This window comes from Pseudoxanthomonas sp. JC1303 (assembly GCF_058448525.1).
Window position 1 is genome coordinate 1,633,211 of record NZ_CP185958.1, and the last position, 24,903, is coordinate 1,658,113.

A 24,903-nucleotide genomic window follows, 5' to 3' on the forward strand; every position below is an offset into this window, starting at 1 on the left:
TACTGACCAGTGCGGTTTTATTCAGGGCGCGCCAACGAAGCTGCTTCGTCGTTTTGCTCACCTTCCGTGGGCCGCCCCTACCTGCTCCCCAATGACCCAGTCCGACGACATCGCCATCCGTCTTGCCAATCTGCGCCTGGAGCGCGGCGGGCGCGCGATCCTGCGCGATGTCACGCTGTCGGCCCCGCGCGGCAGCGTCACCGCGGTGCTGGGGCCTTCGGGCAGCGGCAAGTCCACGCTGCTGGCCGCGCTGACCGGCGAGCTGGTGCCGGCCGCCGGCACGGTGGAACTGTTCGGCCAGCCGATCCCGCGCGGCACCCGCGCCCTGCGCGAGCTGCGCAAGAACGCCGGTGTACTGCTGCAGGGCAATGGCCTGCTGACCGACCTGACCGTGGCCGAGAACGTCGCCCTTCCGCTGCGCGCACACACCCGGCTGCCGGAGGCGCTGATCGACCAGCTGGTGGACCTCAAGCTCAACGCGGTCGGCCTGCGCACGGCCGAGGGCTTGTACCCGCGCGAGCTGTCCGGCGGCATGGCCCGCCGCGTGGCCCTGGCCCGCGCCCTGGCCCTGGACCCGCCGCTGATGATCTACGACGAGCCGCTGACCGGGCTGGACCCGATCGCCTCGGGGGTCATCATGTCGCTGATCCGCCGGCTCAACGATTCGCTGGGGCTGACCAGCATCATCGTCAGCCACCACGTGCACGAGACCCTGCCGGTCTGCGACCAGGCGCTGGTGATCGCCAACGGCGGGCTGGTGTTCTCCGGCACGCCGGCGCAGCTGGAAGCCAGCGAGGATCCGCTGGTGGTGCAGTTCCTGCGTGGCGCGCCCGATGGCCCGATCCCCTTCGACAGCGCCGCCTCGGCGCGGGCCGCATAAGGGCATGTCCTGATGGCCTTCGCTACCTCCATCCGATCACTGGGTGCCGCCGGGCTGTTCTCGCTGTCGGTGCTGCGCGCCTCGGCACCCACGCGCGACTTCTGGGCCGAGCTGACCCGCGAGATCTACAAGATCGGCGCGCGTTCGTTGCCGATCATCGTGGTCGGCGGCGCCTTCGTCGGCCTGGTGCTGACCCTGCAGGGCTACCGCACCCTGACCACCTTCGGCGCTTCCGATGCGTTGTCCACGTTGCTGGGCCTGTCGCTGTATCGCGAACTGGGTCCGGTGCTGACCGCGCTGCTGTTCATCGGTCGCGCCGGCAGCTCCATCGCCGCCGAGCTGGGCCTGATGCGCGCCACCGACCAGATCAAGGCGCTGGAGCTGATGGCCATCGACCCGATCGCCAAGGCCGTGGCGCCGCGGTTCTGGGCCGCGGTGCTGACCGTGCCGCTGCTGACCGGCTTCTTCTGCTCGCTGGCGATCAGCGCCAGCTGGTTCGAGGCGGTCAAGGTGCTGGGCCTGGACAACGGCACGTTCTGGTCGGCGCTGCAGGGCAGTGTGGATGCCTGGGACGATTTCGGCGTGGCCCTGCTCAAGTCGGCGGTGTTCGGCGGCGTGGCGGCATTGGTCGCCTCGTACGTTGGCTTCCATGCCGAGCCGACCATCGAGGGCACCTCGGTGGCCACCACCCGCGCGGTGGTCAACGGCTCGCTGCTGGTGCTGATGCTCAATTTCGTCCTCTCGGCGCTGTTGTTCCAGTGATGCGCGCCTCCTGCCAACCGTCGCGGCGCACCACGCAGCGCGACCTGAAGACTCAAGAGTGAGATGACCATGGCCGCACGCGGACCACGACTCGAATTCGCCGTCGGTGCCTTCCTGCTGCTGGCACTGGCCTCGCTGCTGGTGCTGGCGCTGGCCTCGACCAACCGTTCCTTCGGCTTCGGCGGTGGCGGCCACTACGAACTGAAGGCGCGCTTCACCAACCTGGGCCAGCTGCGCGTGCAGGCGCCGGTCAAGATCGGCGGGGTGGTGATCGGGCAGGTCAGCGACATCACCCTGGACCCGAAGCAGTTCGAGTCGGTGGTGACCCTGAGCATCGACGGCAAGTACAAGGACCTGCCGGGCGATACCTCGGCGGGCATCTTCACCAGCGGCCTGCTGGGCGAGAACTACATCGGCCTGTCGCCGGGCGGTGACCCGCAGCCGCTCAAGCCCGGCGACGAGATCGCCTTCACCCAACCGGCGGTGGATCTGCTGCAGCTGGTCGGCAAATACATGTTCAGCGGCGGTGGCAAGCCCGCCGGCAACGATTCGGCCAGCGCGCCCGATGCGCCCGCCGCCCCCACGGGAGAGACCCCATGAAACGTTCGATGATGACCCTGGCCCTGGCCGCCGTCCTGGCCGCCACGGCCCCCACCGTGGCCCTGGCCGCACAGACCACCGCCGCCGCGCCCACGCAGGGCTCGGCCAGCGCCCTGGTGCTGAGCAACTCCACCCGCGTGCTGACCACGCTGGAGAACCGCCGGGCCGAGTTCAAGGCCAACCCGGCCGCGCTGAAGTCCTTCGTCAAGACCGAGTTCGACACCGCGTTCGACGGCAACTACGCCGCGCGGCTGGTGCTGGGCATCCACGGCCGTGGCGCCTCGGACGCGGAGGTCAATGACTTCGCCAACGCGCTGGCCGACAACCTGACCGCGCGCTACGGCCAGTCGCTGCTGGACTTCAACAGCCGCCTGCGCGTGCGGATCAAGTCCGAGACCCCGCTGCCGGGCAACCGCGGCGTGCGCGTGTCCAGCGAGATGCTGCGCGAGACCGGCGACCCGGTGCCGGTGGACTACCTGCTGCACCAGGTCAACGGCCAGTGGAAGATCTTCGACGTGATGGTCGAGGGCATCTCCTACGTGCAGACCTTCAAGAACCAGTTCGACGCCCCGCTGCGGCAGAAGTCCATCCAGCAGGTGACCGCCGATCTGCGCGCCGGGCGCCTGCAGGCCGCTGGCAGCAACGGCGGCCGTTGATCCGCGCATGAGCCAGTCCACGGTCCAGCGTGACGGCGATGCCCTGGTGTTCACCGGGGCGTTGGACCGTGCCGCCGCCCAGGCCCTGTGGCCGGCCACGCAACGCGCACTGGACGGTGCGCGGCGGCTGGACCTGACCGCGGTCGCCTCGGTGGACAGCGCCGGGCTGGCCCTGCTGGTCGCCGCCGCCACGCGTCTGCGTGCCGGCGGTGCCGGCGAGGTGCAGGTGGACGGCGCACCCACTGGACTGGCCGAGCTGTGCGCGGCCTATCGCTTGACCCCCGCGCTGGACTACGTGCCCGCGCTACGGCCGGCTTGATCGGCCCTGCATGTCCCCCCACCGGGGAGTGCCTCCCATAGGGAACTTGGAAATGAAAACGCTGCGTGTTGTCCCCGTCCTGCTGATCAGCGCCCTGCTGGGCGCCTGCGCCTCCAACAAGCCGGTCGCCTCCGCGCCACCGGCCTCTGAGGTGGTGGCCCCCGCTGATGCACCGGCACCGGCCGCTGCCGTGTCCGACCCGACGCCGGCTGCGCCGCAGGCCTCCGCCCCGGAGGCGGTCGCCACCGCCGGCGCGCCGGCGCCCGCACCGACCGCCGCCGAGCAGGACTACGGCGCCATCTACGGCAGCTCGCCCTACGATCCGGTGGCCGATCCCACCCTGCCGCCGCCGGCGCCGGGCGCACCGCCCAGCTACGACCCGTGGGAAAAGTGGAACCGCAAGGTCCACCGCTTCAATAACGGCGTCGACCGTTTCGTCGCCAAGCCGCTGGCCACCGCCTACGTCAAGGTGGTGCCGCGCCCGGTGCGCAACGGAGTGACCAACTTCTTCGACAACCTCGGCCAGCCGCTGACGGTGGTCAACAGCCTGCTGCAGGGCAAGCCGGGCGAAGCCTGGGACGCGCTGGGGCGGTTTTTGATCAACACCACCGTCGGCGTGGCCGGCATCTTCGATCCGGCCAGCCGCGACAACGTGCCCAACGACAGCGAAGACTTCGGCCAGACCCTGGCGGTCTGGGGCTGGCGGCAGTCGCGCTACGTGGAGCTGCCGCTGTTCGGGCCGCGCACGGTGCGCGACACCTTCGGCCTGGTGGGCGACGCCCCGTTCTCGCCGGTACAGCGGGTGGAAAACGACAAGGCCCGCATCTTCCTGCAGGGCCTGCAGCTGGTGGACGTGCGCACCCAGCTGATGTCGCTGGACGCGCTGCGCGCCGGTGCACTGGACGAGTACGCGCTGTTCCGCGATGGCTGGCTGCAGCGCCGCAACTACCAGATCGACGACGCCGGCCAGCGCAACAAGGACAAGAACAGCGACCTGCCGCCGTATCTGCTGGAAGACGAGGGCAACCCGACCGTTCCGATGGACGCCATGCCGACGGTGTTCCCCGCCGGCGGCGGCTGAGCTGCCCGCCGCGACCACCGGATTCCAGGAAAGAGAAAAGGCCGCCTGTCCAGGCGGCCTTTTTCATGATCGGGCCAGCCGGAGGCTCAGCCAGCCAGCGCCGCGTCCACGGCCTCGACCAGACGCGGGTCGTCGGCCTCCACGTCCGGGGCGAAGCGGCCCACCACCCGGCCATCGCGGCCGATGAGGAACTTCTCGAAGTTCCACAGCACGCCCGGCGCCGGGTTGACCTTGATGTCCAGGCTCTTGAGCCTGTCGCGCATCGGGCCTTCGCCGGTGGCCACCGGCTGGGCGTTGACCAGGGCCTGGTAGAGCGGGTGCACCGCGTTGCCGGCCACGGAGATCTTGGAGAACAGCGGGAACGTCACGTCGTATTCGGTGCTGCAGAAGTTGGCGATCTCGGCGTTGCTGCCCGGCTCCTGCTCCTTGAAGTTGTTGGCCGGGAAACCCAGCACTTCCAGCCCGGCGTCCTGCTTGGCGCGATACAGCGCCTCAAGCCCGGCGTACTGCTTGGTCAGGCCGCACTTGGAGGCGACGTTGACCACCAGCAGAACCTTGCCGCGGTAGTCGCCCAGCGTCGCCGGCTGGTCTTCGATGGTCTTGAGGGGGAGGTCGTAAAGCGTGGTCATGGCAAGGCCTTGCACGGGGAAGGAGAAGAAGGGGTCGCACAGCCTAAGCAGACGGTGCGTACCCGGACGTTAGTGCGATGTTGGCGGGGTGTTTCGGCGAGACGACGACAAGGCCGCCCCCTCACTTGGGCTTGGTGAACTTCAGGACGAACTGGTCGGTCCTGCCACGGATCGACGGATCGAACACGGTCGCGGTGTGCGGATCGTCCGGGTTACGCAGCACGTCCGATTCCCCGGCCAGGGTGAAACCTGCCGCCTTGACCTGTTCGATGACCACCGCCTCGTCGATACGATGGCGGGCCTCGGTGCCACCCAGCCCGGCCCCGGCCGCATCGGCGTGGTCGATCACCACGTAGGTGCCGCCGGGCTTGAGGGCCTTGAACACCGCCGCATTGAAGGCTTTGAGCGCGGCCTGCGCATCGCCGCCGCCGTTGGCCATGTCGTGGTAGTTCTGCACGGTCCAGAACAGGTCCGCCGGCTGCGGGACGCTGGGCGCATCGCTGTCCTGCACCTGCGCAGTGACATTGTCGAGCTTGCGCGCCTGCAACACCGGCAGCGGCTTGGCCGCGTACTTGGCGAAGGACTTGGGCCATAGCGCATACACATGGCCGGACGGGCCGACGATGCCGCTGAAGATGCGCGTCCAGTAGCCACTGCCGGGCACGAAGTCGATCACCGTGTCGCCGGGTTTGACACCGGAGAAGACCAGCACCTGCTCGGCCTTGCGTCGGCCATCGTCATCGCGCTGGTCGGCGCGCGCCGGATTGGCCAGCGCTTTGGTCACCGCATCGGCCGGGGTCTGCGCAGCGGCAAGGTGGGTCACCGCCAGGCTGGCGGCGAGAAAGGTGGCGGAAACGAGACGATGCATGCGTGGACTCTCCTCGGCGGGGACGTGAAGCGGGAGTGCGTGGATCGCACCAGGCCGATAAATTGCCGACCGGGTCCACGCCCTGGGATGGATGCGGAGCATTCCAAATGCCTGCCCCAACATCAAAAGGTCTGAGCGGGGACGAGCCATCATCGCAGCAACGCGATGCCCTGGATTGTAGGTCGCCGCGCGACCGGCTTCAGCCCGCCTGATCCTCGTCGGCCCCGTCGGCGTCCTCGTCCGGCGCCTCGCCGCCCAGATCGCCCAGCAGGGCCTGCGACTCCGGCGCACCGAGGCTTTCCACGCCGCGCAGCTTGCGCTGGATCGTGCGAGTCTTGCGGCTGGCCTCGCCCAGGCTGCGGCCGACGGTGGTGATCTGCTTCTCGGCCTTTTCCAGGATGCCGGCGAACTTGCCAAACTCGCCCTTCACCGCGCCCAGCAGCGCCCACACCTCGCTGGAACGCTGCTCGATGGCCAGAGTGCGAAAGCCCATCTGCAGGCTGTTGAGCAGCGCGGTGACCGTCGTCGGTCCGGCGATGACCACGCGGTGCTCGCGCTGCAGCAGGTCCACCAGCCCGGGGCGGCGGATGACCTCTGCATAGAGCCCTTCGGTGGGCAGGAACATCACCGCGAAGTCGGTGGTCTGCGGCGGGGCGATGTACTTGTCGCCGATGGACTTGGCCTGCAGGCGGATGGCGCGCTCCAGCTGCGTGCCGCTCGCGCGCACGGCCTCTAGGTCGCCGGCCTCCTGCGCGTCGAGCAGGCGCTCGTAGTCCTCGTGCGGGAACTTGGAATCCATCGGCAGCCACACCGGCGCATCGTGGTCGCCGCGCCCGGGCAGGCGCACGGCGAAGTCGACCATCTCGTTGCTGTCCGCGCGCAGCTTGACGCTGCGCCCGTACTGCTCGGCGGTGAGAGTCTGCTCGAGGATGTTCTCCAGCTGCACCTCGCCCCAGCCGCCGCGCGACTTGACGTTGGTCAACACGCGCTTGAGGTCGCCCACGCCGGTGGCCAGCTGCTGCATCTCGCCCAGGCCGCGCTGGACCTGCTCCAGGCGCTCGGAGACCAGCTTGAAGGAGGCATCCAGGCGCTCGTTGAGCGTGCCCTGGAGCTTCTCGTCCACGGTCACGCGCATCTGCTCCAGGCGGGCGGCGTTGTCGGCCTGCAGGCGCTGCAATTGCTCGTCCAGTGTGGTGCGCATCTCGGCGATGCGCGCCTCGTTGCGCTGGGTCAGCTCGACCAGGCGCAGGCCCTGCTGCTCGCTGAAACGCGCCAGCGATTCGCCGCTCTCGGCGCGTGCCTTGCGGCCATCCTCGGCCAACTGCTCGCGCAGGGCGGCCATGTGCGTGTCGGTGCGGGCAATCAGCTCGGCCAGCTGCTGGCCAAAGGCGACGATGCGCGTCTCCTGCTGCTGGCCGAAGGCCTCCAGTTGGGTGCGCATGTCCTGCAGGCGCGCGCCGAGCGCCTCGGCGGTGCGCTGCTGGGACAGCGCGCCCTCCTCGCGTGCCTTGCGCGCGTCCTCGCCCAGGGCCTCGCGCAGCTGGTCCAGGCGCGCGTCGGTGCGGGTGGACAGGTCGGTGAGGTTGCGCGCGAACAGGTCCAGCCGCGCCTCCTGCTGGCGGCCCAGGCCTTCGAGCTGCTCGCGCAGCTCGCCACGGCCGATACGCTGCTCCTCGCGCAGGGCCTGCTCCAGGCCGGTGTTGGCGTTGCGGCGGAGCAGCAGCACCAGCTGCAGGACCAGGACGGCGGCGATCAGCCCGCCAAGGATCAGGGTGTCAGGTTGCATGGAGCCAGTGTATCGGTCGCCGATCTCAGAACCTGCTTCGGGCGGCCTGGAGACGCGCGCATCGCGTGGCCGGCCCCTGCACGGCCGGCCGGCCTGGATCCGGTACTGCGGCGTCGCTGCGGAGCGCTATCCTGCCCGCCCCGATCCTTGGCGCAAGGACCCGCCCATGCAGCGCAATCCCCTGCTCTTTCCCGATGACGAGAACGGCGAGGTGCTGTGGCGCCTGGCCTCGGCCGGCGACGACCTGTCGATCCCGCGCGAGATCGACTTCACCCTGGATTTCAGCGAGGAGCAGGCCGCGCTGGACTGCGGCATGTTCCTGTTTCGCAACGAGTTGAAGGTCCAGCTGGAAGCGCCCGAAGAGGGCGAGGATGAAAGCTCGTGGACGGTGCTGGTGGTGGCCAACATGCTGCCGCGGCATGCCGAGATCACGCACTTCGAGCAGTACCTGCAGCAGGTGGCCGAGCATTTCGGCGGGCATGGCACCGGTTGGGGCTGCAGCCAGCAGGCCGGCGTCCCGGCCTGAGCCGATGGGCCTCAGCGCTGTGGGCGTGGCCCCCACAGCTTGGCCGCCGCCCGACGCGCCGCACCGGTATTGGCCACCTGTACCGGCGTGCCACCCGCGGCCAGGCAGCGCGCCAAATCGACAATCGCCTCGCGCGGCAGCGCGCGCAGGCTGAGCACCAGGGTCCGGCCCTGCCGCGGCACCACGCCCAGCATCGGCAGCGCGCGTCCGTAGGACCACAGTCCACGCGGCGCGGCCAGCCAGGCCCCGGCGATCTGCGGCCAGGCCAGCGCAGAGGTGCTAAACAACGTCCGGTAGCGCACACCCGCCGGGGTCAGGACCAGTTCCACGCGCGCCGTGCCCGCCAGCAGCAGACCGGCGATGCCCACGGCGATGAGCGCCAGCCCGAGGCTGCCCCGGACGCCGGCCACCCCGGCAAAGACCAGCAGCGGCGCGGCCAGGCCGCCGGTGGCCAACCAAGTGGCGGCGCCGGCGCGATACCGGCGCGAGGGCGTGCTGTGCGCCGCCATGCCGTCCCTGTCCTTTTGTCCCATCGACGCGCCAGTATGGGGCCTACAACGCATCGCACCACGGCGGGGCTCAGTCGAAGCCTTCCAGCACCACCTTGCCGCGGGCCTTGCCGCTTTCGATGAAGGCGTGGGCACGGCGCAGGTTGGCCGCGTTGATCGCGCCGTAGTGCTCGCCGAAGGTCGTGCGCAGGGTGCCGGCGTCGATCAGGTCGGCCACGCGGGTGAGCAGGTCGTGCTGGGCCTGCATGTCCGCAGTCTGGTAGAGCGAGCGGGTGAACATCAGCTCCCAGTGCAGCGAAATGCTCTTGGACTTCAGCGGTAGCGCGTCCAGCGTGGCCGGGTCGTCGATCAGCGCCAGCTGGCCCTGCGGCGCCAGCAGTTCGACGAACTGCTCGAAATAGCTGTCGGTGTGGGTGAGGCTGGCGACGTGCTGGACCTGCTCGATGCCCGCCGCTTTCAACTGCGGCAGCAAGGGCTGATGGTGGTCGATGACGTGATGGGCGCCCAGTTCGGTCACCCAGGCCTGGGTCTCGGGGCGCGAGGCGGTCCCCACCACGGTCAGGCCGGTGAGCCTGCGCGCGAGCTGGACCAGCATCGAGCCGACCCCGCCAGCGGCGCCGGTGACCAGCAGCACCTGTCCCTGGCCTTTGCCCTCGGGCACGCACAGCCGGTCGAACAGCAGTTCCCAGGCAGTGATGGCCGTCAGCGGCAGTGCCGCGGCGTGGGCATCGTCCAGGCTGGCCGGCTTACGCCCGACGATGCGCTCGTCCACCAGCTGGTACTCGGCATTGCTGCCGGCGCGGTCGATGGCGCCGGCGTAGTAGACCGCGTCGCCCGGCTTGAACAGGGTCACCGCCGCGCCCACCGCATCGACGGTGCCGGCCGCATCGAAACCCAGCACGCGCGGTTCGCTTACCCGCGCCCGGCGGCGCAGCTTGGTATCCACCGGATTGACCGACACGGCGTGAACCCTGACCCGCACATCGCGCGGGCCCGGCTCGGGCAGGGGCAGGTCCAGGTCGACCAGGGCCTGGGGGTCTTCGATCGGCAAGGCGGCCTGGGAATAGGCGACGGCTTTCATGGGGGAACTCCACAAGGGGGATGGCCCAGTATCTTCGGCCAGGTGTTTGTGTCCGGTAAGCGGCACAATCGAGCATCACTTTCACCGTCAGAGGGAAAATGATCCGCTTCGACGACCTGGCCCTGTTCGTGCGCACCGCCGCGCTGGGCAGTTTTTCGGCCGCCGCGCGCGAGGCCGACCTGCTGCCGGGCCAGGCCAGCGCAGCGATCAAGCGCCTGGAGCGCGAGCTCGGCCTGCGCCTGTTCGCCCGCACAACCCGCGCGCTGCGCCTGACCGCCGAGGGCGAGCAGTACCTGGACACCGCACGCGAGGTGCTCGACATGTTGCGCCAGGGCCGCGAACGCCTGCGGGGCGACGATGCGCCGCTGACCGGCACGCTGCGCCTGTCGGCCCCGTCCGACCTTGGCCGCAACGTGCTGCTGCCGTGGCTGGACGTGTTCCGCGCCGCCCATCCCCAGCTGACCCTGCAGCTGCTGTTGTCCGATCAGGTGGCCGATGTGTTCCGCGAGCCGGTGGACGCGGCCATCCGCCAGGGCCGCTTCGACGATGCGCGCTATGTGACCCTGCCGCTGCTGCCGGACAACCGCCACGTCCTGGTCGCCGCGCCGGACTACCTGGCGCGGCGTGGACGGCCGACGCGGCTGGAGGACCTGCGCGAACACGAGGCGGTGCTGTACATGGTGGGCGCGCGCGCCTACGACCGCTGGAACTTCGAGGTGGACGGCCAGCGCCAGGTGGTGAACGTGCGTGGCAGCCTGCTGAGCAACAACGCCGACATCACCCGCCAGTGGGCGCTGGCCGGGCACGGGATCGCCTACAAGTCGTGGCTGGACGTGCAGGCCGACATCGCCGCCGGTCGCCTGGAGTGGTTGTTGCCCGACCACGGCGAGCCGTTTCCGATCCAGCTGGCATGCCCGCACCGGCGTCAGTTCTCCCCGGCGGTGCGCCAGCTGCATGCCCTGCTGGCCGAGCGGCTGCAGGCGCTGTTCGCCCCGCCCTGAGTCCGCTTTCGAGGAAGCGTTGAGGGCATCGCTGCTGGGGGAGCCGCCACGGCGGCGACGAGACCTTCCCGATCAAGCCACTCGCCAATGTGCCGGACCCCACCCGTCGCCCACACCCATGGCGCTCAGGTCACGCAGGTGACCATGGCGAAGAACGCGGTGGCCTCGCCTTCGATCGTGGCGCTGAAGCCACCGGCCGGTGCATCCAGGGTGCAGGCGTTCTGCCGGGTGTGGATCGTGGACGCCAGGGCGCCGCGCGCCTGCGACCACACCGCGACCCGGCCGGCCTCGATCAGGGGGATGACGACGTAGCCGGCATCGTGCAGCGGGGCCAGCGACACCGGCTGGCAGCCCTGCGGATCGGGCGCGGCACCCTTGGCGGCATCCAGCAGCGCCTGGGCGCGCTTGGCCATGATCCGGGCCATGCGTGCGTCCAGGGGCAGGCCGTCGGCATCCTGATGGGCCAGTTTGCCCAGGGTCTGGGCGGATATCAGCAGGTGGCTGCCCTGCGGCGGGCCCTGGTAGACCGCCAGGCATGGCGCCGGGACGGCGGTCTGCACGGTGACTTCACGGGTGTCCGCAGGGGCGACGGCAGTCGCGGCGGCGAGCAGCAGGGCAAGCATGGAGTTCCTGATCCCGGCGCGGCGCGCGCCCATTCACAACGCAGGGCCGCACTGTAAACGCGGCGGCCGCCCAGCGGCCAGCGGCGCCTGGCTCAGTGGCTGGGCTGGGCGCTGGGCAGCGCTGAATCGCGGGCGGCGCGGGCAGCCGGCCTGTCCGGGCGGGACGGAGGGTCGGTGCGTGGCACCCGCGGCAGGCGCAGGCCGATGGCTACCTCGCCCTGGCGCGACTCGGCGAAGACCGAGCCGCCGTGCAGCTGCGCCACCGCCTTGACGATGGCCAGGCCCAGGCCGTGGTTCTGGTCGCTGCCGGTGCGCGAGGGGTCGGCCCGGTAGAAGCGGTCGAACAGATGCGCCAACTTGTCCGGCGGGATGGGCGTGGCCTGGTTGCGCACGGTGACGCTCACCGCGTCGGGCCCGTCGGCGATGTCCACGTGTACGGTGCTGCCCGCCGCGCCATGGCGCAGGGCGTTGTCCAGCAGGTTGGTGATCGCCCGGGCATACAGCGACTGTTCCACGCAGGCACGCGCGTCGCCGACGATCCGCAGCTCCAGCCCGGCGTCCTCCATGAGCATTTCCATGAATTCGGCCGACTTGGTGGTGGCCTCGTGCAGGGAGACCTCGACCAGGTCGCGGGCAGTTTCGCCCCGGTCGGCGCGGGCCAGGAACAGCATGGAGTTGATGATGTTGCGCAGGCGCTCGAGTTCTTCCAGGTTGGACTGCAGCGTGGACTCCAGCGCGTCGGTCGAGCGCGCGCGCGACAGGGTCACCTGGGTCTCGCCGATCATGTTGCCCAGCGGTGTGCGCAGTTCGTGGGCCACATCGGCGTTGAAGGCGTTGAGCTGCTCGTAGGCGCGCTGCAGCCGGGCCAGCGCCTCGTTGAGCGAGACCACCAGGCCGTCCAGCTCGGTCGGCAGGTCGTCGGCCGGCAGGCGCAGGGTCAGATCACGCGCATCCAGCCGGCGTGCGTACTCGCTCAGCCGGTCCACCGGGGCCAGGCCGCGACGGGCGATCCACCAGCCGGTGGCCGAGACCGCGGCGATGGCCACCAGCGAGAGCACCACGATGCCCACCGCCAGCAGCCATTCGGCCGATTCGATGTCACGCTGCCCGGCGGCCACCATCAGGCGGACCGCGGGGCGGTCGCCCTCTGGCGGCAAGACATGGGCCACGGTGAGATAGCGCTGGCCGTTGGGCAGGATGGCGTTGCCGAAGCCCTCGCCATGCTCGTCGAAGGTCGCCTGATCCAGGAACCGCTCACCCACGCGGAAGCGCGGGTCGGCGCTTTCGACCGCAAAGTAGAGGCTGCCGTCCTCCGGGGTGAAGTCGGCCAGCTTGTCGCGGAAGTACGCCCAGTGCTTCAGGTCGCTGGCCTGGTGGGACAGGCGCTCGATGATCACCAGCCGCGCGCTGAGCTCCTCACGCTTGTGGCGCTGCAGCTCATAGGACTGGAACAGGAACAGGGAGACGGCGAGGATCGCCAGCACCACCGTGGCGGCCAGACCGAACATCAGGCCCAGGCGCGCCGCGATGGAGCGGGTGGTCACGCCGCGTCTTCCTCGCGCTGCTCCAGCACGTAGCCCATGCCGCGCACGGTGTGCAGCAGCTTGGTTTCGCCCGGATATTCCAGCTTGGCGCGCAGGCGCTTGATCGCCACTTCCACCACGTTGGTGTTGGTATCGAAGTTGATGTCCCACACCGTCTCGGTGATCACCGTCTTGGACAGGATCTGCGAGCGGCGGCGCGCCAGCGCGGCCAGCAGCGCGAACTCCTTGGCCGACAGGTTCAAACGGCGGCCGCGGCGGGTGGCGCGGCGCGCGAGCAGGTCGATGTGCAGGTCGCCGACCTGGATCTGGGTGGACTCGTGGGCGCGGCCGCGACGGGTGATGGCCTGCACGCGCGCCAGCAGTTCCAGGAAGGAGAACGGCTTGATCAGGTAATCGTCCGCACCGGCGCCCAGGCCGCGCAGGCGGTCGTCGACCTGGTCGCGCGCGGTGAGCATGATCACCGGCGTGTCGCGCTGGGCACGCAGGGACTGCATCACCTGCAGTCCGTCCATGCCCGGCAGCATCACGTCCAGCACGATCGCGTCGTAGTCGCCGGTCAGGGCCAGGTGCAGGCCATCGACGCCGTTGGCGGCGTGGTCGACGCTGTAACCTTGCTCGCCCAGGCCCCGGGTCAGGTAGCCGGCGGTCTTGGGCTCGTCTTCGATGATCAGCAGTTTCATGGCGTCGTGGTAGGAGGCGGGAGCGATGCTCATGCGGCGGTCCTGTCGGAAGGTACCGGGCCAGTGTGTCCACCGGGGCCCAACGCCTTCCTGACAGTGCGCTGACGATTCTGTCAGCGGTTCAAGCAGTGTTGCATGAACCGCGTCGCCGCCGATGGACGGGTGGGAGCCGCCACGGCGGCGACGAGGCTTTCCCGGTTGCGCCACATCGCCGCCATGGCGGCTCCCACGACCTCCGCGTCGCCTACAGCTCGTAACGGAAGCCCAGCAGGTACTGCCGGCCGTACTTGGTGTACTCCTCGGGGAAGAACAGCCCGGTGCCGGTACTCTCGCTGACCTCGGTGCGGAACGGCTCGTCGGTGAGGTTGTTGACCTGGCCGATCAGGGTCAGGCCCGCCAACGCGCTGCCTTCGGGGAAGGCGTAGCTGAGCTGGAAATCCAGCGTGCGTTCGCTCAGCGTGTTGCGGTACTGGCGCTGGCCGAACAGGGCGCTGTATTCGCCCCGGTAGCCGTCGCGGTAGCGCTGGCTCAGGCGTGCCGAGAAGCCGTGCTTCTCGTAGTACACCGTCGCGTTGGCCACGACCTTGGACAAGCCCGGAATGGTGTCGGTGCCTGCCGAGTCATCGTTGGGGTCCGGATCGATCGACGACTCGGTATAGCTGACGTTGAGCTGGGTGCCCCAGCCATCGAGCCAGTCGCCAAGCAGGCTGCCGGACAGCGCGGTGGACAGCTCGGCGCCGCGCATGTAGCCGCCGGTGCCGTTGGCCCAGGTGTTGAAGGTGCCGATGTTGGAGATCGGCGTCGGCGCATCGGGGTCGGGCGTATAGCCACTGAAATCCCATTGCAGGTTCTGGCGATAGATGTAGGTCTGCAGGTTCTTGCGGAACAGCGCCAGGCCCACGTAGCTGCCTTCGCCGAAATACTTCTCGAAGGACAGGTCGAAGGCATTGGCCCGGTACGGCTCCAGGGTCGGATTGCCGCCGCTGCCCGACCACAGGCCCGCTTCGGGCCCGGTGGTGGCCACGCCGGCGCCGGCGTCGGCGCTGAGGTAGTTGATCGGCGGGCGCATCATCACCTTGGCCGCCGAGGCGCGGATCAGCCAGCCCTCGCCGAAGTCGAAGATCAGATTGGCACTGGGCAGGAAGTCGCTGTACTGCGCGCCATTGGTCAACGGCGTGATCACCGAGGTGTTGGAGGCGTTGAAGCCGGTCGAGGACTGGTCGGTGGTGATGTACTGCATGCCGGCGTTGCCGCGCACGCGGATGCGGTCGGTCAGGTCCATGTCGATGTTGGCGCGCACGTAGAACGTGTTGACCTTTTCCTCGACCACGAAATCCTTGCGCTGGTCGTCGTTGGATTCGCTCAGCACCACGTCGTAGTACGGGTCCAGCAGCGCCCACGGGTTGAACGCCAGCACGTCGCCCATGCCGGTGAAGTCCAGCGACACCGGCGACTGCAGCAGCGAAGGATCGACCAGCGTCGGGGTCTCGCCCGGCAGGAAGGCGAAGAACACGTCGGCCGACTTCTCCTTGGTGCGCTTGTTGAGGTTCACGCCGACATCGACGCTGCGGATGACCTCGTTGTCCAGGTCATGGCTGAAATTGAAGCGACCGGCCTTGATGGTGTCCTTCTGCCGGGAGTATTCCAGGCGGCCGTCATGGTTGTAGTGCTGCGGGTCCCACAGGTACACCGCCCCGGCGTCGGCCATGTCCGGCAGCGCGAACTGCGAATAGCCCGGCGTGGTCATCAGGTCGAAGTCGATGCTCTGGCCGTCCAGGCGGCCGGCGTACAGCTCCAGCGCCGACTGGTTGCGCTTGGCGCGCGAGTAGCTGAGATCGGCGGTGAAGGTACTGCGCTCGCCCAGTTTGAAGGCGTTGTTCCAACCGACCGAGAACAGCTTGTCCTGGCGCTGGTTGCTGTCGTTGCGCACGATCGGCTGCACGTTGTTGAGCGTGCCGCTGGTGACGACCGGATAGCCGTCCTTGTCGGTGGTCTGGGCGTTGGTGTAGCTGGTGCCCAGGCCGTTTTCGCCCACGAAATCCGAGGCGTTGGACCACATGGTCCCGTGCATGACCTCGTCCTGGTCGAACTTGGAGTAATACAGGTCCAGGATCGAATGGAACTGGTCGTTGGGCTTGAACTCGAACACGGCCATCACGCCGTCGCGCTGCAGGTCGCGCGACTTGATCCAGGCTTCGTCACCCTGCAGGGCGATGGCATTGAGCGGACGACCGGCCTGGTACGGCCCATCCCAGTCCACGCGATCCAGGTCCGCCCACCACCACGACTTGTAGTGCTGTTCCTGGAACGGCGAGTTGAGCCGCGCGATTCCCAACGCCACGCCGAAGGTGTCGTCGGCGAACTGGTCCACGTAGGACGCGCTGGCGCGATAGCCACGTGATTTTCCGTCATCGCTGAGGTCGCCCAGCGAGTTGTATTCGCCCTGACCGCCGAAGACCACGCGGCGCTCGCTCAGGTCCAGCGGGCGAATGGTCTGCAGGTCGACCGTGCCCGACAGGCCCTGGCCGATCAGCGCGGCATCGGGGGTCTTGTACACGGTGACCGCGTTGATCAACTCGGACGGGTACTGGTCGAACTCCACGCCGCGGCTGTCGCCGGTGCTGACCTGCTCGCGCCCGTTGAGCAGCGTGCCGGCGAACTGCTCGGACATGCCACGGATGTTGATCACCTGCGCGCGGCCGTCCACGCGCTGGGTGGCCAGGCCCGGCAGGCGCGAGAGCGAGTCGGCGATGGACACGTCCGGCAGCTTGCCCAAGTCCTCGGCCGAGATGGTCTCCACGATGGAGGTCGCCTCGTTCTTCTTCTCCACCGCATTGGCGATGGCGGCGCGGATGCCGGTGACCTTGACGCTGTCCAGCGTGGTGGCCTGGTCCTGCGTGTCGTCGGCGGCCCGGGCCTGATCGGCGGCCTGCTGGGCCTGCGCCTGCACGGCCAGCAGGGCCAGGCAGCAGGCGGTGGCGAGGCGGCGCGCAACGGGCACGCCGGACGCGGAAGCACGAGGCCTCCGCATGGAAGTCTTGGTCATGTCCCCTCCCAGGGCGTTGAGCTGACAACGCTGTCATACGAGACCGTGACAGAGCGTGTCAAACGTTTTAGGTCCCGGCAAAAATCGTTTCCAGTCAGGCCAACCGCTTGCGCCGTGTATGCCTCGGCCAGATGTGCGGATATGCGGCGACGCAGCATGTCTTGTGCGCGCCACTGCGGCAGGGTGTTGGCCCGCCCGCCAGCCCCCGTTCCGATGTCCCGTCTCCTTCGCTGTGCCGTGTTGATGACCGCGCTTGTGTCCGCCAGCGCCCTGGGCGCAAGCCGGCAGGCCCGGGTCTGGCTGAGCACCAATTCGCATCAGTACACCCTGGCGCCAATGGCGCCGGCCACGCTGGGGGAGCCGCATACCTTGCCCATCGCCGTCGAGATCGATGCCGGATCACCGCAGCAGGCGATGGTCGGCTTCGGGGCCTCGATCACCGACGCTTCGGCCGACCTGATCCAGCAGCTCCCCGCGCACGCCCGCGCCGCGCTGCTGGACGAATTGTTCGGGCGCGACGGCGACGGGATCGGCCTGAGCTTTGCGCGGCTGACCATCGGAGCGTCCGATTTCTCCCGTCGCCATTACACCCTCGACGACACGCCGGACAACGCGCCCGATCCGATGCTGGCGCACTTCTCCATCGCGCCCAACCTGGCCGACGTCGTGCCGGTCACCCGCGCGGCGCTGGCCATCAACCCGCAGCTCAAGGTCATGGCCTCGCCGTGGAGCGCGCCTGCGTGGATGAAGTCCAACCGCAGCCTGATCCAGGGCACGCTGGACCCGGCCGCCTACGACGCCTTCGCCCGCTACCTGCTGCGCTACGTCGATGCCATGGCCGGACAGGGCATCCCGATCTGGGCGCTGACCGTGCAGAACGAGCCGGACTTCGAACCCAGCAGCTACCCAGGCATGCGCCTGAACGCACCGGCCCGCGCGCGCTTCATCGGTCAGCACCTCGGCCCGCTGCTGGCCGCGCGTGGCGCTGCCTCGCCGATGCTGTTCGACTGGGACCACAACTGGAGCAAGCCCGAGGAGCCGCTGGCCGTGCTCGCCGATCCCGACGCCCGGCGCTACGTGGATGCCGTGGCCTGGCACTGCTACGAGGGCAGCCCGGACGCGCAGTCGCCCGTGCACGCCGCCTACCCGGACAAGGACGTGTACATGACCGAGTGTTCCGGCGGCGACTGGGAGCCGCTGCGCAGCGGCGGCTTGGTGCTGCAGGCACGGCGGCTGATCATCGATTCGGTGCGCCACGACGCGCGCGGGGTCCTGTTCTGGAACCTCGCCCTGGATCCGCAGGGCGGCCCGCATGCCGGCGGCTGCGGCACCTGTCGCGGCGTGGTCACCATCGACCCGGCCAGCGGCCAGGTCACCCGCACCGACGACTACACCGCCCTGGCCCACGCCAGCCGCTTCGTCCCGCCCGGCGCGCATCGCGTCGCCTCCAGCACGGCGATGGACGGCGTGGACAACGTGGCCTTCGTCAATCCCGATGGCGGCCGCGTGCTGGTGGTCGCCAACAGCGCGCCGGTGCCGCGCACCTTCTCGGTGCGCGATGGGAATCAGGGCTTCCGCTACACCCTGCCCGGCCGCAGCCTGGCGACCTTCACCTGGACGCCATCGCCGTAGCGCTCAGCGCAGGTGCGTATCCAGCCAGTCCAGCACGCGCTGCTGGACGTCGCGGCCGGCGGCCTGCTCGGTGAACCAGTGCGGCCCGCGCGGATAGGTCACCATCTCCACCGGCGCGCCATGGAACTTGAGCGCGCGATAGAACATCTGGCCCTGGCTCAGCGGCACGCGCGCATCGGCCTCGCCGTGCAGGATCAACACCGGCGCGCTGACCCGGTCCACGTAGCGGATTGGCGAATGCGCGTCGTACTCGGCACGGTTGGTCACCGGATCGCCGAAGTAGCCCGGCGCGTAGGTCGGCACATCGGTGGTCAGCGCCGCCGCGCCGATGTCGATCACGCCCGCACCGACGATCGCGGTCTTGAAGCGCTTGGACTGGGTCACCGCCCAGGCCGACATGTAGCCGCCGTAGCTCCAGCCGCCGATGCCCAGGCGCTGCGGGTCGATCACGCCTTCGCGTTCGAGCATGTCCACGCCGTCGAGCAGGTCCTGGAAGTCGGCCCCGCCCCAGTCGTGCCGGACCAGCTCGGCGAAGGCATGGCCCTGGCCTTCCGAGCCGCGCGGGTTGGGCAGGAACACCGCATAGCCGCGCGTGGACAGCAGCTGCGCCCAGTCGTGCCACGAGCCCATCCAGCCCGACCACCAGGCCTCGGCCGGGCCGCCGTGCACCTGGACCAGGGTCGGCAGCGGCGTGCCCGCCTTCCAGCCGGGCGGAGTCACCAGCACCCCGGTGATGCGGCGGCCATCCTTGGATGAAGCCCACGCCAGTTCGCGCACCTGGCCATGGGCCCAGCCGGCGACCTGGGGGTTGCTGTCGGTGCGCGCGGCCAGCTTGCCGCCGTCCAGCGTCCACACCTCGGCCGGCTGGTCGTCGCGCAGGCCAATGAAGGCGGTGCGGCCCGTGCGCGCGGTGCTGAAGCTGGGATAGGCGATCTGCGGGGTCGCCAGCGTACGCCACGCACCGGTAGCGGCGTCGACGCGCAGGAATTCGCCACGCACCCCATGCAGCCCCTGCGCGACCAGCGTGCGGCGGTCCTGCCAGCGCGCCAGCCACAGCGTGCCGGGCCAGTCCTCGGCCAGCGCCACGCGCTTGCCGCTGGTCAGGTCGTGGGCGTAGATCGTGGCGACGATGCCGTAGGGCGCGATATGGCCGTAGAGCAGCCGGGTGCCGTCGGGCGAGAACTGCAGCGGGAATGCCGAGGCCAATGCTTCCAGTGGGGGGCTCAGCGTGCCGTCGGCCAGGGACAGCAGCACCACGCGCGACTGGTACCAGTAGCCGTTCAGCGTGGTGTCGTCGGAGACGCGCAGCGCCAGCGTCCGGCCATCCGGCGCCCAGGCCACGTCCTGCACCTGCAGGCCGGGCGGACTCAGCACGCGCGTCGTTCCGCTGGCCAAGTCCTGCACCCACAGGCGCTTGAACAGGCGGGGATGATCGACCTCGACCGCATCGTCCTTGGCGGCGATGCGCGCCTGCATGTCCGGCGAGGGCGGATCCACCGCCAGGTAGGCCAGCTGGGTGCCGTCGACCGATAGGGCGAAGCTGGCGACGTCGCTGGCCGCGCGGGTCAGCGCCCTGGCGTCGTGGCCCTGCGCATCGACGCGCCAGACCTGGGTCGCCGCGGGCTTGGGCGTCGCCTCGGCAACAGGCAAGGCACGATCGGAGAGGAACAGGAGCTGGCGTCCATCCGCCGACCACTGCGGCGTGCTGTCGTCGGCCGTGCCGGCGCCGTCCAGCGGCCGCGGCGCGGCCTTGCCTGTCGCGGCGATCAGCTGCAGCTGGCGATGCGCGGGCTTGCCATCGCCCTGCGGGGTGGCCACGCCGTAGGCGATGCGCGCGCCGTCCGGGCTGATCTGTGGATCGCCCACCTGCGCCAGCGCGACGAAGTCGGCCGGCGTCGGCCGATGCGGGATGGTGGGCGTTTGCGCCCCCGCGGTCATCGCGCCCGCGCCGTAGAACACGGCGAACAGACAGCTCAGCACGATCCGCTTCATGCGGCGCTCTCCTGCGAGGAAGGAACCAGATGGCGACGCAGCCAGGCCGCGCCCGTGGCCACTGCCGCGCGCGCCTGCTCGGACACCACCATCGCCTCGACGAAGCTGTGCGGGGCGCCCGGGTAGCGGCGCAGTTCGACCTGGCCGCCCGCCTCGCGCAGGCGCTGGGCCATGCTGACGCTCTGTTCGCCCAGCACATCGCGGTCGCCATAGAGCAGCAGCGCTGGCGGCAGGTCGTGCAGGTCGGCGCGCAGCGGCTGCGCCAGGGGGTCGTCGTTGGTCATCGCGTCGGGGCCCAGGTAGCTGGTCCAGAATTCTTCCATCTCGGCCACGGTCAGCAGATCCTCCGGCGTGCCCAGGCCCGCCGCGGCGGCGGAGATGCGCGTGTCGAAGGCCCCGTAATTGAGCAGCAGTGCGCGCACGCCGGACAAGGCCTGTGCCTGGCGCAGCCGCAGCGCGGTCGCGACGGCCAGATTGCCGCCGGCCGAATCGCCGCCCAGCGCCAGGTGCTCGGCATCGATGCCGAGCGCCTGCGCCTGCGCGCGCAGCCAGGCCAGCGTGGCCACGCACTGGTCCAGCGCCAACGGATAGCGATGCTCGGGCGCAAGCGCGTAATCAATCGCCACCACCACCGCGCCCGCCTCGTGCGCATAGGTGCGCAGCAGCCGGTCGTGCGTGTCGATGCTGAACATGCACCAGCCGCCGCCGTGGAGATAGAACAGGGCCGGAGCGACCGCCGGCGCCGTGGCCGGGCGCAACACGCGCACGCGGAAGGCGTGGCCGTCGGCTTCCAGCCAATGCTCCTGAACCTGCTGCATCGCCGGACCGCCTGCGCACCACGGCGCGCGCACCTGCGCGGCGATCTGGCGTCGCTGCGGCCAGTCCAGCGCGCGCCCGGCGCGCAGGCGCGCGCCCTCCTCGCATACGTCCTCAACGAAGCGGCGCAGCTGCGGGTCCAGTGCATCCAGCGCCGCGCTCATGGCATGTCTCCATGTTCGCGCGCGGCGAAGTCGCGCATCCAGGCCACCAGCGTGTCCTCGCCGCCGGCGCTCAGCCCGGCCAGGATCTGGGCGAAGTCGTGGCGGGCCTCGTCCTGGCCCAGCTTGAAGGTCGAGTGCCGGGCGACGATGCGGCCGCGCAGCGCGGTCACCCCCAGCGCCAGGCGCGCATAGCGCTCGCCCATTTCCTCCAGCGCCCAGGCGCGGGCGCGCCCGGCTTCCATCTGCGTGACCAGGGCGTCGAGTTCGTCCGCGATGTCCTGCGGCGCCTCGCTCAGCGTCACCTCCAGTTGGAACACCGCCGCGGCGTAGTTCCAGGTCGGCGCCTGGGTGCGGTCGTCCAGCCAGCTCGGGGAAACGTAGGCCTGCGGGCCCAGCACCAGCGCGGTGGCCTGCGGATCGCGTGCCAGGCGCGCGACGTGCGGATTGCGTCTGGCCAGGTGGCCCATCAGGCCGACCAGTTCGCCGGAGGCGTCCAGCTGCGCGCGCAACGGCAGCGGGCTGAAGCAGGCATCCTCGCCGCGGGCCGACACCAGCCAGGCCAGCGGCTGGGTGGCGAGCAGGCGCAGCAGGTCGTTGCTGTCGCGCGCGGCGAAGCGGCTGTCGCGGGCATGTCCCATCAGTGTGTGTCCTTGCGAGGTTCCGGGGTGGCCACCGACACCGGCGGCCAGCGGTCGCGCCAGGGCGCGGCCGATTCGAGCTGCAAGGCCAGGGCCAGCAGCAGCGGCTCCTGGCCGCGGTCGGCGGCGAACTGCACGCCGATCGGCAGGCCGTCGGCGCCATGCGCCAGGGGCAGGCTGATCGCCGGGGTGCCGGCCAGGTTCTGCAGCGGCGTATAGCCCATCCAGTCGAACATGCCGGCGAACACCGCGGCAAAGTCGCCGTCCGGCGCGAAGCGGCCGATCCGCGGCGGCGGCGTGCGCAGGGTTGGGGTCAGCAGCACGTCATGGCGTGCGTGGAAGGCATGGAACGCGCTCGGCAACGTGGCCAGCACCGCATAGGCCCGTTCCAGCTCGGCCACGCCGCAGTGCGCGCGGTTCCAGTCCGACAGGCCGACGGTGAACGGCTCCAGCGCCGTGCGCGCGCCGGCCGCACCGAACGCGGCTTCGGCCGTTTCCAGCGCATCGGCGCCCAGGTGCGACCACAGCGTCATCGCCGCCTCGAACACTTGCGCGCCAGGCAGCGGCAACGGCACGACTTCGACACGATGGCCCAACGCTTCGCACAGCCCGACGACCTGCGCCAGGGCGTCGGCGACCTGCGGATCGGGCGCCACGCCCTGCAGCGTATCGGCCGCCAGCGCGATACGCAGCGGTCGTGTCAGCGGCGCGGTCACCGCTGCGGGCCGATCCGGATGCAGCGCGGCGAAGGCCCAGGCGCTATCGCGCACGCTGCGCGACATCAGGCTGTCGGCGACGATCAGGTCCTCGATCGGATGACGCGCCCGTACGCGCACCGTGGTGCCGCGGCCGGGCTTGAGGCCCACCACGCCGCAGGCCGAGGCGGGAATGCGGATCGACCCGGCGCCGTCGCTGCCATGCGCCAGCGGCACCACGCCTGCGGCCAATGCCGCGCCCGCGCCGCCGCTGGAGCCGCCTGGCGAGTGCGCGAGCGACCACGGGTTGCGCGTGACCGGACCGAGCAGCGGCTCGGTCACGCCCATCAGGCCGAACTCCGGCATCGCGCTCTTGCCCAATGCGACCAGGCCCGCGTCCGCGCAACGTTGCGCGAAAGTGTGCTGGTCGGTGGCCGGCGCGCTGGTGCGGCTGCGCGAACCGCCGCGGGTCGGCATGCCGATCACGCGCAGCGAGTCCTTCGGCAGCCACGGCACGCCGCGCATCGGGGCCTGCGCATCGGGGGGCGGCAGCGTCGTGGCCTGCGCCAGCGCGCGCGCGAAATCGGGTTGGCTCAGCGCGTCCAGCGTTGGCGCGAAGTGCCGCGCGCGGGCAATCGCCGCGGCGGTCAGTTCGGCTGGCGACACTTCGCCACGTGCGAGCAACGCGGCCTGGTCGTGCGCATCGAGGCGCCCCAGCGAGCACGCCTGGGACAAAGGGACTTCAGGGGAAGACATCAGGATTCCGGGGATGGCGGGTTCGCATGCGCCAGGCGCCGGGCGTGGCGCTGGCCGTAGAAGAAGTAGATGAGCGCGCCGGCTAGCACGTAGCCGGCCAAGATCAGCGCAGGCAGCGGATCGCCGCGACGCACTTGCTGGACCATGTCGCCCAGCACCGGCGCCATCATGGTCAGGCACAGCACGATGCCCAGCACCGGCACGGTGCCGATCCAGGCCTTGCCGATCCACACGCCGCCCAGCGGCACACGGAAGCCGCCGACCAGTTCCGGGCGCACCGAGCGCAGCCACATCACCGCGATGCACACCACGATGAAGGCCGAAGCGATGCCCAAGCAGATCAGGTCACCGAGCACCCCGATGGGCAGCAGCGCCGCCAGCACGGCAGCGATCACGCCGAAGGTCAGGTTGCCCAGCCATGGCGTGCGACGGGTCTTGTGCACATGGGCGAACAGCTTGGGCAGCAGGCCATCGCGGCCGATATTCACCGCCACGCGCGACACGCCATAACCATTGGCCAGCAACACCGAACCCAGCCCGGTGAGCGCGCCGATCTTGATCAACACCGCGAACCACGGCCAGCCCATGCGATCCACCGCCACCGCGACCGGATCGGGCACGCCCAGCTCGCGGAACGGCACGATGCCGGTCAGCACCGCGCCGGCGGCGATGTACAGCAGCGTGCACACCACCAGCGAACCGAGGATGCCGAACGGCACATCGCGACGCGGATTGCGAGTCTCCGAGGCAGCCATCGAGACGGTTTCGAAGCCCAGGTAGGCGAAGAACAGCATCGCCGCCGCACGCAGCACGCCCGGCCAGCCGTACGCAAAGCCGCCTTCGTTGGGCGGCAGGAACGGCTGCCAGTGCGCGCCGTCGACATAGCGCACGCCGACCACGATGAAGGACACCAGCACGGCGACCTTGATCACCACCAGCACCGCGTTGACCAGCGCCGACTGGCTGACCCCGGCGATCAGCACGCAGGCGGTGACCAGCACCGCCAGCGCCGCGACCAGGTTGATGCCGCCGCTGCCCGCCAGCACGGTATGGCCGTCCTGCTGGAGCGCGGTGAGGGTGGAGGTGGCCAGCCATGCCGGCACGTGCACGCCGACATCGCCGAGCAGGCTGGTCAGGTATCCGGCGAAACCCGCCGCCACCGCCGAGGCCGACAGCACGTATTCCAGGATCACCATCCAGCCCAGCGCCCAGGCACAGCCCTCGCCCAGGGTCACATAGCAATAGCTGTAGGCCGAACCGGACACCGGGATCACCGAGGACAGCTCGGCGTAGCACAGCCCGGTGAAGCCACAGGCCAGCGCGGCCAGCATGAAGGACAGCAGCACCGCCGGGCCGGCGAAGCTGGCCGCGGCCTCGCCGGTCATCACGTAGATCCCGGCGCCGAGGATGTTGGCGATGCCGAGGATCAACAGACTGCCTGCGCCAAGCTTGCGCTGCAGGCCGGCGCGTTCGGTATCGGCCACCACCACATCGATCGACTTGCGGTGCAGGGCTTGGCGCCAGCGGTCCAGCGGGCGGGAGGTATCAGCCATGGCGGGGATCCTGGGTGTCATGGGACGTGCGTGCGCTGTCGCGCACATCGATGGCGAAGGAGACGG

General features: G+C 69.9%; 23 protein-coding genes. 9 read left to right on the plus strand and 14 right to left on the minus strand.

Annotated features, from left to right (window positions below; translation table 11 throughout):
• Positions 1 to 91: 91 nt before the first annotated feature.
• The 6 genes from ACORQU_RS07145 (at position 92) to ACORQU_RS07170 (ending at position 4,298) form a co-directional block, all read left to right on the plus strand.
• Positions 92 to 880: an ABC transporter ATP-binding protein gene (locus ACORQU_RS07145; RefSeq protein ID WP_491644179.1), complete on the plus strand. Its 789-nt coding sequence runs from the start codon at positions 92 to 94 to the stop codon at positions 878 to 880.
• A gap of 12 nt (positions 881 to 892) precedes the next feature.
• The gene (locus ACORQU_RS07150; protein ID WP_491644180.1) at positions 893 to 1,642 is read left to right on the plus strand and encodes an MlaE family lipid ABC transporter permease subunit; all 750 of its coding nucleotides are present in this window, start codon (positions 893 to 895) and stop codon (positions 1,640 to 1,642) included.
• A gap of 69 nt (positions 1,643 to 1,711) precedes the next feature.
• Positions 1,712 to 2,242 (plus strand): outer membrane lipid asymmetry maintenance protein MlaD, encoded by a 531-nt coding sequence (gene mlaD / locus ACORQU_RS07155; RefSeq protein WP_491644182.1) that lies wholly within the window; start codon positions 1,712 to 1,714, stop codon positions 2,240 to 2,242.
• Positions 2,239 to 2,898: an MlaC/ttg2D family ABC transporter substrate-binding protein gene (locus tag ACORQU_RS07160; protein WP_271648037.1), complete on the plus strand. Its 660-nt coding sequence runs from the start codon at positions 2,239 to 2,241 to the stop codon at positions 2,896 to 2,898. The genes mlaD and ACORQU_RS07160 overlap by 4 nt, the downstream gene beginning before the upstream one ends.
• Positions 2,899 to 2,905: 7 nt before the next feature.
• The gene (locus ACORQU_RS07165; RefSeq protein ID WP_491644184.1) at positions 2,906 to 3,217 is read left to right on the plus strand and encodes an STAS domain-containing protein; all 312 of its coding nucleotides are present in this window, start codon (positions 2,906 to 2,908) and stop codon (positions 3,215 to 3,217) included.
• Between the two features lie 52 nt (positions 3,218 to 3,269).
• Positions 3,270 to 4,298 (plus strand): MlaA family lipoprotein, encoded by a 1,029-nt coding sequence (locus tag ACORQU_RS07170; protein ID WP_491644186.1) that lies wholly within the window; start codon positions 3,270 to 3,272, stop codon positions 4,296 to 4,298.
• Between the two features lie 86 nt (positions 4,299 to 4,384).
• Here ACORQU_RS07170 and ACORQU_RS07175 read toward each other — a convergent pair whose 3' ends face one another.
• From ACORQU_RS07175 to ACORQU_RS07185, 3 genes are all read right to left on the minus strand, one after another.
• Positions 4,385 to 4,927 carry a glutathione peroxidase gene (locus ACORQU_RS07175; RefSeq protein ID WP_491644188.1) on the minus strand — a complete coding sequence of 181 codons (543 nt, stop codon included), beginning with the start codon at positions 4,925 to 4,927 and terminating at the stop codon, positions 4,385 to 4,387.
• 121 nt (positions 4,928 to 5,048) lie between these two features.
• Positions 5,049 to 5,795, minus strand: a complete 747-nt coding sequence (locus tag ACORQU_RS07180; protein WP_491644190.1) for a class I SAM-dependent methyltransferase — start codon at positions 5,793 to 5,795, stop codon at positions 5,049 to 5,051.
• 199 nt (positions 5,796 to 5,994) lie between these two features.
• Positions 5,995 to 7,581: a DNA recombination protein RmuC gene (locus ACORQU_RS07185; protein ID WP_491644192.1), complete on the minus strand. Its 1,587-nt coding sequence runs from the start codon at positions 7,579 to 7,581 to the stop codon at positions 5,995 to 5,997.
• A gap of 166 nt (positions 7,582 to 7,747) precedes the next feature.
• On the opposite strand from ACORQU_RS07185, the gene ACORQU_RS07190 reads away from it, so the two are divergent.
• The gene (locus ACORQU_RS07190; RefSeq protein WP_491644194.1) at positions 7,748 to 8,107 is read left to right on the plus strand and encodes a ribonuclease E inhibitor RraB; all 360 of its coding nucleotides are present in this window, start codon (positions 7,748 to 7,750) and stop codon (positions 8,105 to 8,107) included.
• Between the two features lie 11 nt (positions 8,108 to 8,118).
• On the opposite strand, the gene ACORQU_RS07195 is transcribed toward ACORQU_RS07190, so the two are convergent.
• Together ACORQU_RS07195 and ACORQU_RS07200 are read right to left on the minus strand one after the other, a co-directional pair.
• The gene (locus ACORQU_RS07195) at positions 8,119 to 8,616 is read right to left on the minus strand and encodes a hypothetical protein (RefSeq protein ID WP_491644196.1); all 498 of its coding nucleotides are present in this window, start codon (positions 8,614 to 8,616) and stop codon (positions 8,119 to 8,121) included.
• Between the two features lie 70 nt (positions 8,617 to 8,686).
• Entirely contained in the window at positions 8,687 to 9,697 is a 1,011-nt protein-coding gene (locus tag ACORQU_RS07200) for a zinc-binding alcohol dehydrogenase family protein (RefSeq protein ID WP_491644198.1), read from the minus strand.
• A gap of 98 nt (positions 9,698 to 9,795) precedes the next feature.
• On the opposite strand from ACORQU_RS07200, the gene ACORQU_RS07205 reads away from it, so the two are divergent.
• The gene (locus ACORQU_RS07205; RefSeq protein WP_491644200.1) at positions 9,796 to 10,698 is read left to right on the plus strand and encodes a LysR family transcriptional regulator; all 903 of its coding nucleotides are present in this window, start codon (positions 9,796 to 9,798) and stop codon (positions 10,696 to 10,698) included.
• Positions 10,699 to 10,823: 125 nt separating this feature from the next.
• Here the strand turns inward: ACORQU_RS07205 and ACORQU_RS07210 are convergent, their stop codons facing one another.
• The 4 genes from ACORQU_RS07210 to ACORQU_RS07225 form a co-directional block, all read right to left on the minus strand.
• The gene (locus ACORQU_RS07210) at positions 10,824 to 11,321 is read right to left on the minus strand and encodes a hypothetical protein (RefSeq protein ID WP_271648026.1); all 498 of its coding nucleotides are present in this window, start codon (positions 11,319 to 11,321) and stop codon (positions 10,824 to 10,826) included.
• 92 nt (positions 11,322 to 11,413) lie between these two features.
• Positions 11,414 to 12,865, minus strand: coding sequence for a heavy metal sensor histidine kinase (locus ACORQU_RS07215; RefSeq protein ID WP_271648025.1), 1,452 nt, complete (start codon positions 12,863 to 12,865; stop codon positions 11,414 to 11,416).
• The gene (locus tag ACORQU_RS07220; protein ID WP_271648566.1) at positions 12,862 to 13,545 is read right to left on the minus strand and encodes a heavy metal response regulator transcription factor; all 684 of its coding nucleotides are present in this window, start codon (positions 13,543 to 13,545) and stop codon (positions 12,862 to 12,864) included. Before ACORQU_RS07220 ends, ACORQU_RS07215 begins: the two co-directional genes overlap by 4 nt.
• 244 nt (positions 13,546 to 13,789) lie before the next feature.
• Positions 13,790 to 16,591 carry a TonB-dependent receptor gene (locus ACORQU_RS07225; protein ID WP_491644202.1) on the minus strand — a complete coding sequence of 934 codons (2,802 nt, stop codon included), beginning with the start codon at positions 16,589 to 16,591 and terminating at the stop codon, positions 13,790 to 13,792.
• A gap of 213 nt (positions 16,592 to 16,804) precedes the next feature.
• Here ACORQU_RS07225 and ACORQU_RS07230 point away from each other — a divergent pair, with 213 nt between their 5' ends.
• Positions 16,805 to 18,223: a glycoside hydrolase family 30 protein gene (locus ACORQU_RS07230; RefSeq protein ID WP_491644204.1), complete on the plus strand. Its 1,419-nt coding sequence runs from the start codon at positions 16,805 to 16,807 to the stop codon at positions 18,221 to 18,223.
• A gap of 3 nt (positions 18,224 to 18,226) precedes the next feature.
• Here the strand turns inward: ACORQU_RS07230 and ACORQU_RS07235 are convergent, their stop codons facing one another.
• The 5 genes from ACORQU_RS07235 to ACORQU_RS07255 are packed head-to-tail and all read right to left on the minus strand — an operon-like array spanning position 18,227 to position 24,837.
• Entirely contained in the window at positions 18,227 to 20,215 is a 1,989-nt protein-coding gene (locus ACORQU_RS07235) for an alpha/beta hydrolase family protein (RefSeq protein ID WP_491644206.1), read from the minus strand.
• Positions 20,212 to 21,195, minus strand: a complete 984-nt coding sequence (locus ACORQU_RS07240) for an alpha/beta hydrolase (protein ID WP_491644208.1) — start codon at positions 21,193 to 21,195, stop codon at positions 20,212 to 20,214. The genes ACORQU_RS07235 and ACORQU_RS07240 overlap by 4 nt, the downstream gene beginning before the upstream one ends.
• A complete protein-coding gene (locus tag ACORQU_RS07245; protein WP_491644210.1) occupies positions 21,192 to 21,833 on the minus strand; it encodes an FMN-binding negative transcriptional regulator in 642 nt (213 codons plus the stop codon). Before ACORQU_RS07245 ends, ACORQU_RS07240 begins: the two co-directional genes overlap by 4 nt.
• The gene (locus ACORQU_RS07250) at positions 21,833 to 23,284 is read right to left on the minus strand and encodes an amidase family protein (protein WP_491644212.1); all 1,452 of its coding nucleotides are present in this window, start codon (positions 23,282 to 23,284) and stop codon (positions 21,833 to 21,835) included. Before ACORQU_RS07250 ends, ACORQU_RS07245 begins: the two co-directional genes overlap by 1 nt.
• Positions 23,284 to 24,837 carry an APC family permease gene (locus ACORQU_RS07255; RefSeq protein WP_491644214.1) on the minus strand — a complete coding sequence of 518 codons (1,554 nt, stop codon included), beginning with the start codon at positions 24,835 to 24,837 and terminating at the stop codon, positions 23,284 to 23,286. The genes ACORQU_RS07250 and ACORQU_RS07255 overlap by 1 nt, the downstream gene beginning before the upstream one ends.
• Between the last annotated feature and the right edge of the window lie 66 nt (positions 24,838 to 24,903).